The 18,478-nt window shown below is 35.2% G+C and carries 10 protein-coding genes; all 10 read left to right on the top strand.

Annotation, left to right across the window (positions count from 1 at the left end; translation table 11 throughout):
- Window positions 1-2,204: SusC/RagA family TonB-linked outer membrane protein (locus ABWO41_RS05455; protein WP_353134642.1), on the top strand; the 2,204-nt coding region annotated here is incomplete at its 5' end.
- 15 nt (window positions 2,205-2,219) lie between these two features.
- On the top strand, window positions 2,220-4,136 hold the full coding sequence (locus tag ABWO41_RS05450) for a RagB/SusD family nutrient uptake outer membrane protein (RefSeq protein ID WP_353134639.1): 1,917 nt from the start codon (window positions 2,220-2,222) through the stop codon (window positions 4,134-4,136).
- 17 nt (window positions 4,137-4,153) lie between these two features.
- Window positions 4,154-5,110, top strand: a complete 957-nt coding sequence (locus ABWO41_RS05445) for a DUF5017 domain-containing protein (RefSeq protein ID WP_353134636.1) — start codon at window positions 4,154-4,156, stop codon at window positions 5,108-5,110.
- 123 nt (window positions 5,111-5,233) lie between these two features.
- Window positions 5,234-8,845 (top strand): hypothetical protein, encoded by a 3,612-nt coding sequence (locus ABWO41_RS05440; protein WP_353134633.1) that lies wholly within the window; start codon window positions 5,234-5,236, stop codon window positions 8,843-8,845.
- 12 nt (window positions 8,846-8,857) lie between these two features.
- Complete coding sequence (locus tag ABWO41_RS05435; RefSeq protein WP_353134630.1) at window positions 8,858-10,045, top strand: hypothetical protein; 1,188 nt, start codon at window positions 8,858-8,860, stop codon at window positions 10,043-10,045.
- A 28-nt stretch (window positions 10,046-10,073) separates the two neighbouring features.
- A complete protein-coding gene (locus ABWO41_RS05430) occupies window positions 10,074-11,501 on the top strand; it encodes a glycoside hydrolase family 5 protein (protein WP_353134627.1) in 1,428 nt (475 codons plus the stop codon).
- Window positions 11,502-11,634: 133 nt separating this feature from the next.
- On the top strand, window positions 11,635-13,062 hold the full coding sequence (locus ABWO41_RS05425) for a polysaccharide lyase 6 family protein (RefSeq protein WP_353134624.1): 1,428 nt from the start codon (window positions 11,635-11,637) through the stop codon (window positions 13,060-13,062).
- Window positions 13,063-13,255: 193 nt separating this feature from the next.
- Window positions 13,256-13,861, top strand: a complete 606-nt coding sequence (locus ABWO41_RS05420) for an RNA polymerase sigma factor (RefSeq protein ID WP_353134621.1) — start codon at window positions 13,256-13,258, stop codon at window positions 13,859-13,861.
- A 120-nt stretch (window positions 13,862-13,981) separates the two neighbouring features.
- Window positions 13,982-15,175: a FecR family protein gene (locus tag ABWO41_RS05415; RefSeq protein WP_353134618.1), complete on the top strand. Its 1,194-nt coding sequence runs from the start codon at window positions 13,982-13,984 to the stop codon at window positions 15,173-15,175.
- Window positions 15,176-15,354: 179 nt separating this feature from the next.
- Window positions 15,355-18,450, top strand: a complete 3,096-nt coding sequence (locus ABWO41_RS05410; protein ID WP_353134615.1) for a SusC/RagA family TonB-linked outer membrane protein — start codon at window positions 15,355-15,357, stop codon at window positions 18,448-18,450.
- Window positions 18,451-18,478: the final 28 nt, after the last annotated feature.

Here is an 18,478-nt window from a genome sequence, read left to right as displayed (position 1 = left end):
CTATCAGAGGCGGAAACAGGAATACAAAATATTCATTATCAGGGTCCGTATTCGATCAGAATGGTATCATCCTCAATACAGGATCCAAAAGATATCAGGGAAGGTTAACTATAGATCAGACCATCAGTAAAAAACTAAGGGCAGGACTTACTGCGAATTACAGTAGCAATTTAAGAATTGGTCAGGCAGTAAATGCAGGTGTATCAGGAAGTAATTTTACATCTTATGCTTTATATAGGACCTGGGCATACAGACCAATTGCCGGTAGTGTAGGTGTAGATTTGGTAGAAGATGTGTACGATGGGGACGAGTTTGAAAATACTTCTGATTTAAGGTTAAACCCTATAATCACCAGTAAAAACGATTATACACATAACCTCAGTGCAAATTTCATGAGTAATTTTTATGTGGAATATGATGTATTGAAAAAACTGAAATTTAAAACTACATTTTCTATAGCCAGCAATACCGGAGAGGGAAGATTTTTTTACAATTCCAATACGCCACAAGGTAGTCCACAGAATAGATCTCAGACCTGGTTGACAAACGGAAGATTTTCTTATTCGGAGTCTACTGTGTGGTCAAATGAAAACTTTTTAACATACAATAATACCTTTAATAAGGTACATAAGTTAGAAGTAATGGGAGGTTTCTCTGTTCAGGAAGGTCTATCAGAAGCTTTTGGCTTTACAACCAAGTATATTCCTACAGAGGATCTGGGGATTTATGGTCTTGGTCTTGGTACGCCACATGCCAGTGTGGCTAGTGGGGGCGAATACGGACTTGTTTCTTATTTTGGAAGGTTGAATTACGACTTTAAATCTAAATATCTATTTACAGCAACATGGAGAGCAGACGGTTCTTCTAAATTTAAAAAAGGAAACAGATTTGGTTTCTTCCCTTCTGCAGCATTTGCCTGGAATATGATGAGAGAAAAGTTTTTGAAATACAATCCTGTAATTTCTGAATCTAAAATAAGGGTAAGTTATGGAGCTATAGGAAATAACAGAATAGGTAATTATGATATTTATACACAGGTTACCAGTGCCTTGTCTAATACTTATTCGTTTGGAAATGAGGTGCCTACGGGTGGTATCACTATTTCTAAAGTAGGTAACGAAGAATTGAAATGGGAAACCACAAAACAGTTCAACGTAGGGTACGATCTCGGTTTATTTAAAAATAGAGTAGGCTTGACTTTCGACTATTATAAAAAAGTTACCGAAGATTTGTTGATAAATGCGGATATGCCTACTGCAACAGGCTACGAAAGAGTATTCAAAAATATTGGTTCGTTAAATAATGATGGTTTCGAGATTACTTTAAATACGGTTAACATCAAGAATAAAAAATTCTCTTGGAGATCTAATTTTAATATCAGTTTCAATAGAAATGAGATTATTGAATTAACCAGAAACCAACATAGTATGTTCACTTCTATGACAGTAGGACAGAATTCAGCATCTCTTTACACTTCGAGAATTGGTTATCCGGCAGGAATGTTCTTTGGGTATATTTTCGACGGTATCTACCAGGTAGAAGATTTTGATGTTTCTTCGACAGGAGCATATGTATTGAAATCACATTTACCAGATAACGGCAGCACCAGAACAGCTATTCAACCCGGTTATATTAAGTATAAAGATTTGAATGGCGATGGCACTATTGATGACAAGGATATGTCTGTTATTGGTAGAGGACAACCAATCCATACCGGAGGATTTACCAATAATTTTTCTTACAAAAATTTCTACTTGAATGTCTTCTTCCAGTGGTCTTATGGTAATCAGATATATAATGCCAACAGAATGATTTTTGACGGAAATTATATCAACCTGTACAATGTTAATCAATATGCTTCATTTAATGACAGGTGGACAGCGGAAAACAGGTCAAATACGATATATAAAGCTGGTGGACAGGGACCAGCAGGCTATTTTTCGGATAGAACGATAGAGGACGGTTCTTATCTTCGTTTAAAGACAGTATCGTTAAGTTATAGTATACCATCTAAATACATTAAGCCTTTATATTTAAGTAAACTTAATTTTAGGGTGGCGGCTCAGAATCTACTGACTTTTACAAAATATTCAGGAATGGATCCGGAAGTATCTACCAGACATTCTGTTTTAACACCTGGATTTGATTATTCACCATATCCTCAGGCCAGAACAATAACCTTTGGATTAAGCGCAACATTTTAATTAACACGTAATAATATGAAAAAGATTGTTTATTCATTACTGGCAGTTATAGTATTAAGTGTTAGTTCGTGTGAAAAAATTCTGGATAAAACACCAATGGATTTCTCTCCGGAACTAACCGATTATTATAATACTCCGGAAAAGCTGGATGCTAATTTAAGATCGGTTTATCATTCATTGCAGGCGTATTCTCTGTATGGAACTTTAATGCATTACAGATTGGGTTTTGAAGCAGATGAGGGTTATTATGCGCGTTCAAGTCCTGCAAGCGGACCACATGCCAATGATTTCACTTCTGGCCATACTGATATTAACTCCTTTTGGCGCGATTTGTATGTAGGTATAGCAAGAGCTAATAATTTTATTGCCAACGTAGACGCTAATCCGGCTATTGATGAGGAATATAGAAACAAGCTTAGGGGCGAAGCGCTGTTTTTAAGAGGCTATTTCTATTTTATGCTGGTAAAGACTTTTGGTGGAGTTCCGTTGATATTGGAACCTTTAAGTGATGTGGAAAATATTGACATTCCGCGGGCTACAGATAAAGAAGTTTACGATCAGATTCTGGCAGACATGAAAGAGGCAGAACAATTGGTTGACGGAATAGAGAAGATTGGACATGGTGGCCGAATTAATAAATCTGCTGTTAGAGGTATACTGGCCAGGGTGTGTTTATACATGGCTGGTTATCCTCTTAGGGATTTAACAAAATATCAGGAGGCTAAAAATTGGGCTTATAAAGTTATATCAGATCCATTAGCAGGGCATGCACTGAATCCAAGTTTCAGTCAGATCTTCATTAACTATGCACAGGATAAATACGATCCTAAAGAAAGTATTTGGGAGATAGAGTTTAAAGGTAACGGACAGGATGCCTATACAGAAATGGGACAGGTAGGTTACCTGAACGGACCGCAAACAACATCAGATGTAATAGGTCAGGGTTTTGGAGGAGTAAAAGCCACATCTAAGTTATACAGCATTTATAAACTGGGCGATTTAAGAAGAGACTGGACCATTGCTAGTTTTACTTATAGTGGAACAAAACATGATTTTTCAGCATCTTATACTACCTCTACATCTCAGACTTACCTAAATAACAGAGATGCCGGGAAGTTTAGAAGAGAATATGAAACTTTAACCCCTAAACATAAAACGCAAACACCTCAAAACTATCCTATTTTAAGATACTCTGATGTGTTATTAATGTATGCCGAAGCTGATTATGAAACTGTACATTTAGGGAATGAAGGTTCTAATGGGATGCCTAGCGATTCTGCTAAATTATTGGTAAACGAGGTGAGAATGAGATCTTTTAATGTTGGTGGGATAAAAATCAGAGCTAATAATTCTAATCCTGTTTCGGCTAATAATTCAAACGGTTTTGGTATCAATGCAGGTGGAAGTGGTTATTTGTCTGCACCAACAATTACGCTGCCTAATACGAATCCTGCAGGAACAACAGCCAGTATCTATGCTAAGGTTACGACTGCAGGAGTGATCAATTTTTTAGATTTAGAGAGAGATCCGGTTACGGGATATAAAATGGGATCCGGATATACGCTGCCCAATTATTCTTATGTCACCATCACACCTACTAATGGTGGAACATCGGGAAGAGCAAATGCCAGATTTTATGCTGCTACGGATGGTGAATTAACTACAGCAGAACTGGGTGATTTCAGAAAGACAATTCAGGATGAGAGAATGCGGGAATTTGCATTTGAGACCATCAGAAAAGGCGATTTAATCAGATGGGGAATATTCGAATTTGAGATGAGACAGGTAGCCAATACATTAAGTAATGCAGCGCTTACATCAAGATATTATTACAGTTACTTTAATAATGTGAGAGATAAGCATAAGTTGTGGCCAATACCTGCAAGAGAATTAAATCTTAATAGAAAACTGGTGCAAAACCCGGGATGGTAATTTAAAATTTAGAAAGTATGAAAATTATAAAACTAGCATTTATTGCGTTGATATATACTTCCGTTATTTCCTGCAGCAGAGAGATTGAAATATCTCCAGGACTGGAAGAATTTGAAGTAAGTACTAACAAAACGGTTTATAAAGTAAATGAAGAAGTCATGTTTAATCTGAAAGGTAATCCAGACATAATTTCTTTTTATTCAGGAGAACTTTATAGCCAGTATGATTATAGAGAATCCAGAGAGATCATTTTAGACAAGGCAACAGTGAGTTTTACAAGTGCATATCCAACATTAGCAGGTTCTCAAACGTCTGATTTTAAAGTGTTGGTATCAACAGATTTTAATGATATCTATAATTATGAAAGTCTGACTAATCCCAGTTCGAACTGGAAAGAAATAACTACGAAATTTACTTATGGCACCTCCGGTACTTATGTTGCCTCCGGGAGTTATGAAGTTTCTGAATTATATGAAGCAGGCAAGCCTTTATATGTAGCATTCCGTTATATCAGTAAACCGCAGGAAGGGCCTGGACCGCCGATAAGTGGACCAGTAAGAAGAAGGTTAATACAAAGCTTTCAAATGTTGGGCAAATCTGTATTTGGCGATCACGTAATTGGCAATATATCATCCGCTAATTTTAAATTGATTGAAAAAAGTGATGATGCAAAAACAGAGTCGTCATTGTCTTCTACAACTATAACATTTGATGGCTATAAAAGGTCTTTGCCGACTGATCCGGATCCTGAAACCGATACCTGGGTTGTTTCCAAGGCTTTCGATCTCGATAAACTTGATAATGGGCCAGACAGACCTGTTGCTATTAAGGGAAATCAGGATCCTGCTTTGACCAATCATATTTACGCTTTCGCTAAAGCAGGTGAATATACCGTTACTTTTGTTGGTATAAATGCAAATGTTAGCGGAAGAAAAGAAGTAGTAAGGCAGCTAAAGATAACCGTAGAAGAATAAAACACTTTTCAAATTCTGCTTAACCAATATCATGTTTCGTTGCTATTCATACTAATGTATAAAGTAGTATAATAGCAACGGAACATATACAAACCATAATCCGAAAAAATTATCTAAAATAAGATGAAGAGGATACTTATTTTTTTTAGTGTCACATTTTTAGCCTGCGCAACTTTTGCACAACAAAAAAAGCAAAGTTTACAACAAATAGTAACCACTAAATTACCGGCAGAAACAAAACCATATTATCCGAAAGATGATTTTGCATTAGTAACAAATAATGTAGCAAATGCTGTTATCGTAAAATCAGACGATATAAAAAGAGATTATTTAGCGATACAGATACGGGATTTTTTAAAAAAGAAATGGAAAATAGAAATACCCATAGTTAATTGGAAAGCGGCAAAAGATTCAAAAAAAGACCTTATACTTTTTGGTACTGTTAATGAAAATACTCCTTTAAGACAATTAAATGCAAATTTTCAGTTAGGTAATAACGAATTTGGCTATGAATTGAGAAGTATATCCAATGCTTTAGACTGGAATAGAAATGCAATTTATATTGGGTTTAAAAACAAGCAAGATTTAGATGAAGCACTTGAAGCGTTAGTTACGCTAATAAAAAATCCCGGTAAAATCGAACATTTTATAGCTTGTAAAGGATGGAATGAAAGACTTCCTGATAGCCGTTTACAGGCTATGGTAGATGGAATAAAATCTCATTACAGCAACAATGCCAGCTATGTTCTTACCCAATTCGCAATATCAGATTCCCTAAAAAATATAGCCAATCTTTACAAGATGACAGGTTATGGACCCTATGCGAAAACTTTTGCAAAAATGCAGGAAGTTATATTTAATAATTATGGGAGAACAATTAACGGTAAAACAGAAACCGCGCCCAGCTTTACATTTCATTTGTATCCGCAATTTGTTTATCTGATGGAGCAATCTAAAGACTTTGGCGCCGAAGACAGATTACAGGCAGCCGAGTTCATGAGAAAGATGCTTGAAGAGATGATGGTGCATTGGGAGATGAAAGATCCTTTAAGATTATATAAAGAAGGTAAACAAGAATATTTAACTAACCACTCCTGTTTCGCGTCGCGATCTGTTTCGTCAGCCTCAAGGTATTTATTGTCCAGATATAATTATGAACCTGCTAAATTCTGGATTGACGTTGCAGATAATGCTTTTGCAGGAGTTGCTCCTCATCCATTTTCTCCTGAAGATGCTGCAGGATATCAATATCTTGTATACCAAATATTTATTGATTATGCCTTAGCTAGCGGCGTTTACGATTTAGATTTCTTTGAAAATACAACTTTCAAAAATTATATAGAATTCTGTAAGCTACAATTTAACCATTTAGGATATACAGCCGGTTTTGGTGATGCCAATCCTATGGGACATGATGGAGGATATACTGTTTTAAAATATGCAGTAGAGATATTGAGAGATTCCGAAGCGAAGTATCTGGTAGATTTGATAGAAAATAAAAGACAAAATAAACTGAAAGACTTTTCTTATAGTAATGCTCCGGGTATAGAAAGTTTAGGATTAAAATATCAGGAAGTAGGTCCTTTTAAACAAGAGCAATATGAAGTGGCAAACTATTATAGCAGACCTACTTTAGACAAGGCGACATTTAGAAGTGGATGGGATAAAGATGCAGACTTTCTATCTGTTACAGGAATAAATGGCGATGGTTATAATCATGGCCATTTCGATGCTAACGGAATAAGTCAATATATTTCCGGAAATAAGTTGTGGTTATGGGAAGGAGACTATATTAAAAAATTTCCGAATGACCATAATTCCGTGGTTGTAAATAAAGATGGTAAAGTGCCAGACCAGACCAGAAGCTTAAAAAAACGTAGAAAATCCTCTTTATCTCAGATATTAACAGCAGGCAATACACCCGATAAAAAATTGTCTCTGTTATCCATGATGCTAGAAAATTACAATGGAACTAACTGGACCAGAAATATAAACTATGCAGCAAAAAGTGGTTTTTGGGTAGTAGATGAATTGGAAGTACAGGAAGATGGAAATTACATTATGGAAGCTTATTGGAGAAGTACAGGTAAGGTCTCGCAGCTTGCTCAGGGATATAAAGTAGTTCAGAAAAAATCTAATGAAAATGATTTAGCGACTAATTTTTTTATTACCGAAGGTACCGGAGCAAATAGGCTAAACAGAACTGTTTTTGAAGATATGCATGGAAGAAAGGATGGTAATTTATCTGGTTATATGTTCTCCGATAGAAATACGCAATATGTAATTCAGCGAAAAGACGGAGGATATAAAAAAGGGGATAAAGTATTATTCATTAATTTTATGCAGGCCATTTCGGGAAATGATCCAAAATCTCCTGAAATCAAAAAAGTGGCAGAAAATGTTTACATCGCAAAATCAGAGTCTTTAAGGGCTGCAGTTTTAGGTGCAATTTCCAATAACTTTTTAGACATAGACGCAGATATTTGCTTTATAGGACCGGAAGGTATTGTTGCCCGGGGTGCCAAAAAGTTAAATATAGGAAACTATAAATGGCAAACAGCCGAAAGAAAAGATACTTTTATCTCCCTGCCAAAAGAAATTTCCCCAGAAGATCTGCAGAAAAAATTAGCAGAATTAGAACGAAAAGCCTCTTTGACTTTGCCTGCAGATTATAAAAATATTAGTGTATCCAGAAACAAAAACGTTGTTAGTGAAGATTATAATTCTAACGTATCTGTAATAACTTCATCAAAAAGTCAGTATGCATTAGGTAATCAAAACGGGACCTTTACAATAAAAGATAATGAAAATAATGTATTGGCAACGCGAAAATTTCCTAAAGCCATTAGTGCGGTATGTGCGGTTGAAACTTCTAAGGGAACTTATTGGGCCGTTGGTGTAGAACCTGTTAATCTTAGATCAGGTGAAGGAAAATTATATTTATTAGATCAAAAAGCAAATATAGTTTGGCAACAGACAATTCCATTATATCAAAAGAGGAATGGAAAAATTACCACCATTTTCACAGCAAAAGTTAAAGATACAACAGATCCGTTAATTATAGCAGGAGCACAATCGTGGCACTATTATGCCTTTTCAACGAGCGGAAAACAAGTATGGAAACAGCTGATTTTTCATGGAGCGACTACAGGTGCTGCCGGAGATATGGATGGAGACGGTACAGAAGAAGTTGCAGCAGGTGCAGAATACTATTATCATTCAATTATTAAAGATGGAAAAGTATTGCCACATACAATTACTTCTCCATGGGTTTATGCACTGGCAATAATGGATTTAAACGGAGATGGTCTAAAAGAAGCTGTATACGGCAGAGGCGATGGCTATTTGTATGTGCAAGCGATTGATAAAAATCCTGTAAAAACCTGGACTTTAAACATAGGCGGAAAGCCAACCTCCATTGTTCAGATAGAAAAAGATAATACAAAGTTAGCTGTCTCTACTGCATTAGGTAATATAACGTTTGTTGATGGAAATGGAAAAGCAACTAAAACAGTCAATTTACCATTGGCTGTAGAAGATATGATAGTATCCAAACAACAATTGTATGCTGTTTGTGCAGATAATTATATCTATAAACTGAGCCTGAATGGAGATATTTTAGAAAAATATCCATATAATTTGGATAAAACCTCAATATACGCTCCTAAAGTAGTCGCCACAGAAAAAAACATACATCTATTTTCGGGCAAGAAGATTTTTACGATACCAAATTAATAAATGATAAAAATGAAAATAATAAATATACTGATTCTGGTATTTACCTTTTCTTTCGTTAAGGCTAATAACCTGTTTAAAGGTAAAGAGTTATATGTTTCTTACAAACAAATAGGGGCAGGAACTGGAGATTCTAAAGTTAACGCAGCGGATTTTCTGGATGACTCTTTTTGGAAAGGAATCAATAAACAGTTGGAAAAACAATCTGTTAAAGTTGTTTTTCTTGAAGGAAATTATCAGCGAACATTTACTCAGAAACCGTTGAAAATAGAAGGTTTAGGAAACCCTAAACATCTTTTGGTATTGGAAGGGGTTCCAGATAAAACTTGGTTTACAGCCGATCCTAACGAGTTTTCAGGTGAGAGAAGTGTCTTGGTTGATATTGTAAACTCTCAGAATCTCCAAATCAGCAATTTTTCATTCAAAGGTAATGGGAAATTAGGCTATGCCTTACGTATAACCTCTACAAAAGGTAACGAAACAAAAAATATCCTGGTAAACGATTGTTTATGGACAGATATGAGAGGTATAATATATGGCACAACAGGAGTTCATCAAAAAGGAACAAAAAATGTGACTTATAAAAATTGTACTTTTAAAAGAGTAGGAATAGATAGTCATTCACATCATATCTATAATGCGTACAATCCATCTTATATTTATGTTATAGATAGCCATTTTGAGGACTGTACAGGAGATTATGTACGTTTTAGAGACAGTACAGATTATTGTGTTGTTAAAGGTTCGAAGTTTGTTAGAAACAAAGATTTTCCTTCTTATCCATTTATTTCGATGCCCAACTTTAATAAAGTTAGAGCAGAATCTTTTGCTTCTAATTATGCCTTTTATGATAATGATTTTATAAATAATGGAGATAATGTAATCGTTAATGCCATAGTATTGCACCATTATGGACATAATAGACCGGGTTTTAACTATTTATTGACCAAAGAAGAGGGTAATGTGCTGACTAAGGGAACAGCTGTAGAAAAAAAGAAATTATTGGCTGAAAATTTTGGAATAGATACAGACAGAATCAGAGTTTACAATAACAGATATTCAAATAATATTCAGAATAAAGTAGCCGTAGGAAGTTTCCCGACATATGGAGCTGAGTCTAAGGGTTGGAAAGGATTCGGAGATATTTATTCGACGGTTAAGGAGACAGGGGTACCTTTTAAATGGGAAACGAATAACTGAGATAAGTTAATATTTTAAAAATATGAAGATGAAATTTTATTTGGGTTATTTATTCTTTCTAGTAGGTATTCCGGCCATTATTCTAGCTTCCTCTTGTAAAAAGGAAAAAAAAGCTGAAGCAATTAACAGAGTAGATCCTATATTAAACATAGTGGCTACATTAGATGGCTCGGAGGAAAAGTTTTATGCAGATGAGTCTACCTTGAAATCAAATGATATATTAATCAATTTTCCTTCTCATTTACCTCAGGGCAGCAACCAGGAAATTGATTTGTCTAAAGTAAAACTGAATATAACATTTAATCAGGGGATTAAAGTAAACTCTAATATACCTGCTTTAATCGATTTGCAGAGCCCTTTTGTCGTTAAAATTCAAAATGTCGATGGCATCAACGAAGAAATTACCATAAAAGCGAATATTGAGAAAGATGCAAACGAATTTAAAATTTCAAAGGGAATAAATATCGCATCGTGGCTTTCTGCACCTAAGTATACAGGAGCTCAAAGAGCTTCATTTTTTACAGAAGCCGATGTACAATTATTATCATCATTGGGGTTCGACCATATCAGGATAAATATAGATGAAACTGAGTTGTGGGATGCCTCAGGCAATAAAATAAGAGCATATGGTTTTGATTTATTACATAACGCAATTAAATGGTGTATTAAGTATGATATGCGAGCTATAGTGGATTTGCATGTTACCCGCAATCATCGATTTACAAACACCGAAAACACATTATTTACCAATACTACTACCGAACCGGCCAAATTTGTTAAATTATGGGAAGATTTGTCAGACGAGCTAAAAGATTATCCTAACTCTTCGGTAGCGTACGAATTGCTTAATGAGCCGGTATCTGCAAGTGGTGCTGCAAACTGGAATAGAGTATCTGCACTGGCAATAAATGCAATCAGAGCAAAAGAATCAGATCGTACGATAATAGTTGGAGTATGTACAGTAGCCGGTGGTGTAAAATATAAGGAGCTAACACTTCCTTCTACGCATCGTATATTAGCGACGTTCCATTATTACGGACCATTTTTGCTAACTTATTATGGAGCGCAGTCAACTACCGGGGGACGTAAGGATATACCTATTAATTATCCCGGACAGCTGGTGCCGGATGAATGGATAACTGCTCTTCCTTCAAATTGGCAGACTACAGGTCGTTCGGTATACAATAAAGCGGAATTGGCAAGAAGAATGAAAGATGGTTTTGACATGGCCATTAGATTAGGAGTTCCGGTTTTTGTAGGAGAATTTGGGACATGGAATGTAACCCCCGAGCCATCCAGATCTAATTGGTATAAAGATGTTGTAGCCATATGTAAAGAAAATAATGCAGGTTATACTTCTTTTGATTATAAGGGATTTGGGTACAGTGTGGTAAATGAAGATGAAAGCAGAACATTAAAATATCCTGGTATCATAGATATTATTTTAGATAAATAAATTGGATTAGAGCCACGTTACTTTTAAAAACAAGTAGTTATCAGTATCTTAAGAAGGGAAATGAGATGAAAACCAGGGATAATGTTTAGACCTTAAAATCATGTTTGTTAACTGGTTTGCAAAAATTAAAATAATGGATAGACAAATAGATTCTTTATTAAGATTTCGATTAATGCGGTGTATATGTACGTTACTGTTTTTTATATTAAACTGGCACACAATTACTGCACAATCTTCAAATATAAAGTTAGTTAAAACAGCTCAGGAATTGAATGAGGCTTTTACTAATGCCGTATCTGGTGATGTTATTACTATGCAAGATGGTAAATGGAATGATATCGATATTATAGTTAAAGGTCAGGGAACAAAAGAAAAGCCAATTACATTAAAAGCACAAACACCTGGTAAGGTAATTATTTCAGGAAAGTCGTCTTTAAGATTATCTGGTAAATACTTAGTGGTTGATGGTTTGTATTTTAAAGATGGGTACTCAGCCTCGGGACATCTTATTCAGTTTCGGAATGGAAAAGAACCCGCATATTACAGTCGAATTACCAATATTGTGGTTGCTAAATTTAACAGACCGAAGGATGATGGTTCTGAAACGTGGGTTAGCTTACACGGCACTCATAATCGTGTAGACCATTCCTTCTTTTATGAAAAGATAAGTGCCGGAAGAATTATAACGGTTTGGAGACCGACAGATTCTGCCAATTATCATCAGATTGATCATAATTACTTTAAAGATATACCTGTTCTTGGAAAGAATGGGGCTGAGGTTGTAGGTGTGGGGGCGAGTACAACATCTATGTCCGATTCGTATACTATAATAGAATATAATTTATTAGAGAATTGCAACGGAGAGGGAGAATTGTTCGGACTTAAATCAGGTCGTAATATAATTCGCCATAATACCATCGTTAGATCAAAGGGAAGTATTAGTTTACGGCATGGAAATAATAATCTGGTAGAAGGTAATTTTATTTTTGGTGATAAAATAGTTCATACCGGAGGTATACGGGTTATGGGAGAGGGGCATACTATTAAAAATAATTATATCCAGGGAGTAAGAGGCTCGAGGCCTGCGATTGGCCTTATTGAAGGAATAGAAAATTCTCCTTTACATGGGTATCTTCAATTGAAAAATATAAGTGTTGAAGGTAATACATTGATTGATAATGAACTGAGTTTGGTTATTGGCGATCTCTACACACCTGCAAGAAAGCAGATTATGCCCGTTTTAAATTCCAGTATAAAGAATAATGTTATAGTAGGCATTAATGAGATGTATCCGCTTATAAAGGTATTAGATCAACCTGTAAATATGACGTATCAGGGAAATATAGTACACAACGGGTTGCTTTCTGTAAAACAGGCTGGTATAACAAAAGAAGATCCTAAATTAAAAGCAATAAACGGTATGTATTATTACGCTAGAGGAAGTACCTTTAAGGGTAATATAATTGGAAATCCATTAAAAAGAACAGATGTAGGACCATCCTGGATTAATGGAATGTGGGGAGAATTAGGTATTAAAGACACCCCGTATGTTAGTAATTAAAAGTGTTTGTTTATTTATAAGTTTAACCTATTAAACGCGCTTAAATGTTATTCTTTTAGAAATGGAAGGGCTTATATAATGAAATGAACAGGGTTTGTATTTTTATTATGGAAAACCCGATTTATTATTTTTTTGTATATTAGTTATGTTGCAATCTGGCGTGACCAATCCTAATTGCTCTTGACCATCAAATATGAACCAGATCAATTCCCTAAATGAGTATGAATTATTACGCAAATTTTGCGAAGGGGATGAGGCTGCTTTCGATTTTTTTTACCAAACCTATAGTCTTCGTATTTACCGTAAACTGTTAAAAATGGTAAAGGTAGATGTAGTAGCTCAGGAGCTTTTGCAAGATGTATTTGTTAAAATTTGGGAGAAACGACATCTGGTTGATCCCGCTCAGTCTTTCAGATCTTATCTGTTCCGTATTGCTGAAAATAGTGTCTTTGATTTTTATCGGAAACTAAGCAGAGATGACCAATTGCAGCATGAGGTTCGTGTACGTACACCTGAAGGATACACGCACACAGAAGAAGTACTTTCATTAAAAGAAACCGAAAATTCTATAAATCAGGCAATTGATCACTTATCTGGAAAGCAGAAGCAGGTTTTTATTTTATGCAAATTAGAGGGCAAGAGTTATGAAGAAGTTAGCCGATTAATGGGCATATCTATTTCTACTGTTAACGGACATATTGTTAATGCAACTAAATTCATTAAGAATTTTCTTTTTAAGAAGGAAGTATGGTTATTGCATATTCCCTTATTGTTAACCCTTTCTTTAATTAAATTTTAACAGATCTCCGGAGTTGATTTAACGGTTAACTTGTTGATTTTTAGGGTTTTTTATTTATTTTAAAAAATAAACAGATGGTTTGATGTTTTGAAACGTAATAGCAGAATAAAGGCTATTATTTTGAAAGATAACAACCGACAAGTTTTATACAAAAAGTTCTTAGATGGACTTTGTTCTTCTGAAGAATTAACTTTATTGTTTGATTATTTTAAAACAAGCGATAAGGAAGAGCTACAAAAACTTATTCAGAAACATTTTAACCAGTCAAATGATGAGCGTAGTGCAGATTCATTTGAAGAGAAGGTTTTGTTGGACGTTTTTTTTAAAATAAAAGCGAAAACCCATGCCGAGCAACGCCCCGCATTTCCTATTTCTTTACGATGGAAGTTTTCTATTGCAGCCATGTTTCTAATTGCTTTTAGTCTTGTTGTGTATCTGTATAAAGGCAATAATTTACATATGCAAAGTGAGGCACTGCACAAAAATATAATTGCGGGAGGCAATAAAGCCACTTTAACCTTGCCAAATGGCAAGACTATTGACCTTAGCGAAGAAAAAGACGGACTTATTACCAATACTAATAAGATTACTTATAGTGATGGGTCTAAAATAGAAAATAACGCCGACCTGACTGTAAATACGGCCGAATATATCACATTGACAACACCAAAAGGCGGGCAATATAAAATTGTTTTACCTGACGGTACACAGGTTTGGCTAAATGCAGCATCTTCTCTTAAGTACCCTGCTAAATTTACTGGTGATAAACGACATGTAATACTCAGTGGTGAGGCTTATTTCGAAGTAGAGAGTCTTTATTCCATGGCTTTAAATAATAAGAAAATCCCGTTTATTGTAGAAACTGCTACACAGGAGGTAAAGGTACTTGGTACTCATTTTAATATTAATAGCTATGCAGATGAAGCATCTGTAAAAACTACCTTGCTTGAAGGAAGCGTTAATGTCTCGATACCCAATACCAAATATGCTGTGCTATTGAAACCTAATCATGAAAGTTCCATTGCTAAAGGAAGCAATAAAATTCACGTTAATGTGGTTGATCCTGCAAGCGCTATTGCCTGGAAGGATGGACTATTTCGTTTTGATAAAGCAGATATATATACCGTTATGAGACAAATCTCCCGCTGGTATAATATAGATGTAGTTTATGAAGGGAAAGTAAACTATGAACCCTTTTACGGAGAAATTCAGAGAAGCTATGATTTAAATGAAGTATTGAATGTATTAAAATTGGGAGGTGTTGAATTTAGAATAGAAGTTAAAAATGATAAAAAACAAATTGTAGTGATATAAGAAATTAAATAACTAGTTATATAACCTTTTAAACCAAAAAATGTGAAAGTAATGATGTCTAATTGACTCTACCTGATCCAAATTAAAAGACCGGGCCTGATTGCACCCATTCCCGGTCGTTTGGGTATTTAATTAAACCAAGTATTAAAATAATTTAATTTAACCCCTATTACAAAGGTATGAATTTAAACGTATATGAAGAAGTACAACGTCAGCATAATCGTTGGTACACACCACTTAGACTACTTTTAGTAATGAAACTTTGTTTTTTTTTATTGACCATCGCTTTTCTGCAAATATCCATTGCGAGTGGATATGCCCAACGTATTACTCTTAATGAAAAGAAGACGCCGATTACTGTAGTCTTTGATCAGATTAAATCTCAGAGTGGTTATCATTTTTTCTGGAAGGGAGAAGATCTGAGAAATTTCGATATAACAATAAATGTAAAGAATGCAACCATTAAAGAAACAATGGATTTGGTTGTCAGAAGCCTGCCTCTGGAATATATTATCAGTAAAAGATCTATAGTGATCAAGAAGAAAGCGAGAAGCGATGAGATACAAGTGAGTTCTGGAACCATACGACAACAGCTTAATATTACAGGTAAGATCAGAGATGAAAAAGGTGAACCTTTACCAGGTGTAAGTATAAGAGTTAAGAATAACCAACAATTTTTTGCTGTTTCCGACACAGAAGGAAATTATAGAATACAGGTACCGGATCAGGAGTCTGTTTTAGTATTCACATTTATAGGCTATAGTACGTATGAACGAAAAGTCTCTAATGACAGAACAATCAATATTGTTCTAAAGGAGCAAAACAAGGGCTTAGATCAGGTAGTGGTGATTGGTTATGGAACAACCACCAGAGGAGATTTAACCGGATCGGTAGGGCAGGTTAAAATGGATGATTTATTAAAGGCTCCGGTAGGTTCTTTTGATGAGGCATTAGCTGGGAGAATTGCCGGTGTGCAGGTTACTTCTGCAGATGGGCAGCCTGGAGTAACTATGGATATTACAATCAGAGGTGCAAACTCGTTGACTCAGAGCAATGCTCCTTTATATGTGATTGATGGTTTTCCAATTGAAGACATGGATAATGCATCAATAAATCCTGAAGAGATTGAATCAATAAATGTTTTAAAAGATGCCTCCGCAACAGCTATTTATGGTTCCAGGGGGGCAAATGGTGTAATTATTATTGAAACAAAAAAGGGGAAAGCAGGCAAACCTGTTATTACCATAAACAGTTCTTTAGGTTTTCAGCAAACCCAAAAGAGAATGGAAATGATGAGCCCCTATGAGTTTGTGAAGTATCAATTGGAAATAAGTGAACTTCAGTCAAATTTTGTAGCAAAACAACTATATACACCTGCTGATTTACCTACAACAAATGCATTATACGATCCGAATGGCAGAACACTGGAAGATTATAGGAATATGAAGGGAACAGATTGGCAGGATTTGATTTTTAGAAATTCCCTGATGCAGAATCATAATTTGGCTATTAGAGGAGGTAACGAAGCAACAAAATATTCCATATCGGGTTCAGTTTTTGATCAGGCAGGTATTATATTGAATACCGGATCCAGAAGATATCAGGGCCGACTTTCGCTGGATCAAACCATAAGCAAGAAATTAAAAGTAGGACTTACTGCAAATTATAGCGAAAATTTAAGATATGGACAGACGGTAAACGAAGGCGGAGGTAATAGCTTTACCTCTTATGTGTTATATCGGGCATGGGCATATCGGCCTGTTTCTGGTAACCCCAACGTAGACCTTACAGAATTTGATGACGACCCCGACAATACAAACACCTCAGATATTCGCATTAATCCGGTAGTGTCCAGTAATAATGAGTACAAAAAAAATAATTCAACCAATTTTCTTTCTAATGCTTATGTCGAATATAATATTTTAAAAAACTTAAAACTAAAGTCAACTGCTTCTATAAGAAATAGCAAAAACCGACTGGATCTATTTTATAACTCTAAAACACCAAAAGGGAGTTCTTTAAATACAGCAAATAATCAGGGTGTAAATGGTTCGTTCCAGTATATAGAAAACAGGGGTTGGTCAAATGAAAATTTTCTGACATATAACAATACCTATAAGCGCTATCACCGAATAAATCTGATGGGCGGTTTCTCTTATCAGGAAAATAAAAATGAACTTTTTGGATTCTCAACACAAAAAATACCAAATGAAGAATTAAGCATTTATGGATTAGACGAAGGAACTCCTTATTTAAGCGATTCAAATGGTGGCGAGTATAGTTTAATGTCTTTTTTTAGCAGAGTTAATTATAGTTATAAATCTAAGTATTTGTTCACAGCTACGCTAAGGGCTGATGGTTCATCTAAGTTTATTAAAGGAAAACAATGGGGATATTTTCCTTCTGCTGCTTTTGCATGGAACATGGAAAAGGAAAATTTTATGAAAGCCTTTACCGCCATTTCTTCCTCAAAGATAAGAATGAGTTATGGTGTAACGGGAAATAACAGGATTGGTAATTATGACTATCTTCCAAATTATGGTATGCCGCTAGCTTATTCCTATTCTTTTAACAATGGTACGCCAACTCAGGGGATAGTAGTTGAGAGTATGGGAAATCCGGAACTGAAATGGGAAAGTACCGAACAGGTAGATATTGGTTATGATTTGAGCTTATTTAAAAATAGAGTTGGATTAACAGTAGACTTTTACCGGAAAATTACCAGAGACCTTCTTTTAAATGCAGATATGCCAATTACATCAGGGTTTGCAAGTGCCTATAAAAATATTGGTACTATTCGGAATATGGGGTGGGAATTCAGTTTAAACACAGTAAACATTCAATCAAAATCGTTTACCTGGGAGTCCAATTTTAATATCAGTTTTAATAGAAATAAGGTTTTAAAGTTAACGGATAATCAGAACAGCATATATACCAATATGCGGATTGGATCTAATATTTCGCCTTTATATGTTACAAGAGTTAATTATCCTGCCGGATTATTTTATGGATATATTTTTGACGGTATCTATCAGGAAGAAGATTTTGACAGTCCGGCTCCCGGAGCATATGTTTTAAAAAATAATATTCCTGATAATGGCAATAGCGGTGTTCAGCCAGGTCATATCAAGTATAAAGATCTAAATGGAGATGGTACGATTGACGATAATGATATGACAGTTATCGGTAGCGGTCTGCCAACTCATATAGGAGGTTTTTCCAATAACTTTTCTTATAAAGTCTTCAATTTAATTGTGCTTTTGCAATGGTCTTAAGGCAATCAGATCTATAATGCAAAGAGGT

The sequence above is a fragment of the Pseudopedobacter sp. genome, from assembly GCF_040392825.1.
Classification (GTDB): Bacteria; Bacteroidota; Bacteroidia; order Sphingobacteriales; family Sphingobacteriaceae; genus Pseudopedobacter.
The sequence above is the reverse complement of the archived record's forward strand: the minus strand, read 5'-3'. Positions and strand labels throughout refer to the sequence as shown.

Excerpts from the sequence above, each read along its gene's own strand:
- ABWO41_RS05450 (WP_353134639.1), top strand. The coding sequence starts at position 2,220 with ATGAAAAAGATTGTTTATTCATTACTGGCAGTTATAGTATTAAGTGTT.
- ABWO41_RS05445 (WP_353134636.1), top strand. The coding sequence starts at position 4,154 with ATGAAAATTATAAAACTAGCATTTATTGCGTTGATATATACTTCCGTT.
- ABWO41_RS05440 (WP_353134633.1), top strand. The coding sequence starts at position 5,234 with ATGAAGAGGATACTTATTTTTTTTAGTGTCACATTTTTAGCCTGCGCA.
- ABWO41_RS05435 (WP_353134630.1), top strand. The coding sequence starts at position 8,858 with ATGAAAATAATAAATATACTGATTCTGGTATTTACCTTTTCTTTCGTT.
- ABWO41_RS05430 (WP_353134627.1), top strand. The coding sequence starts at position 10,074 with ATGAAATTTTATTTGGGTTATTTATTCTTTCTAGTAGGTATTCCGGCC.
- ABWO41_RS05425 (WP_353134624.1), top strand. The coding sequence starts at position 11,635 with ATGGATAGACAAATAGATTCTTTATTAAGATTTCGATTAATGCGGTGT.
- ABWO41_RS05420 (WP_353134621.1), top strand. The coding sequence starts at position 13,256 with ATGAACCAGATCAATTCCCTAAATGAGTATGAATTATTACGCAAATTT.
- ABWO41_RS05410 (WP_353134615.1), top strand. The coding sequence starts at position 15,355 with ATGAATTTAAACGTATATGAAGAAGTACAACGTCAGCATAATCGTTGG.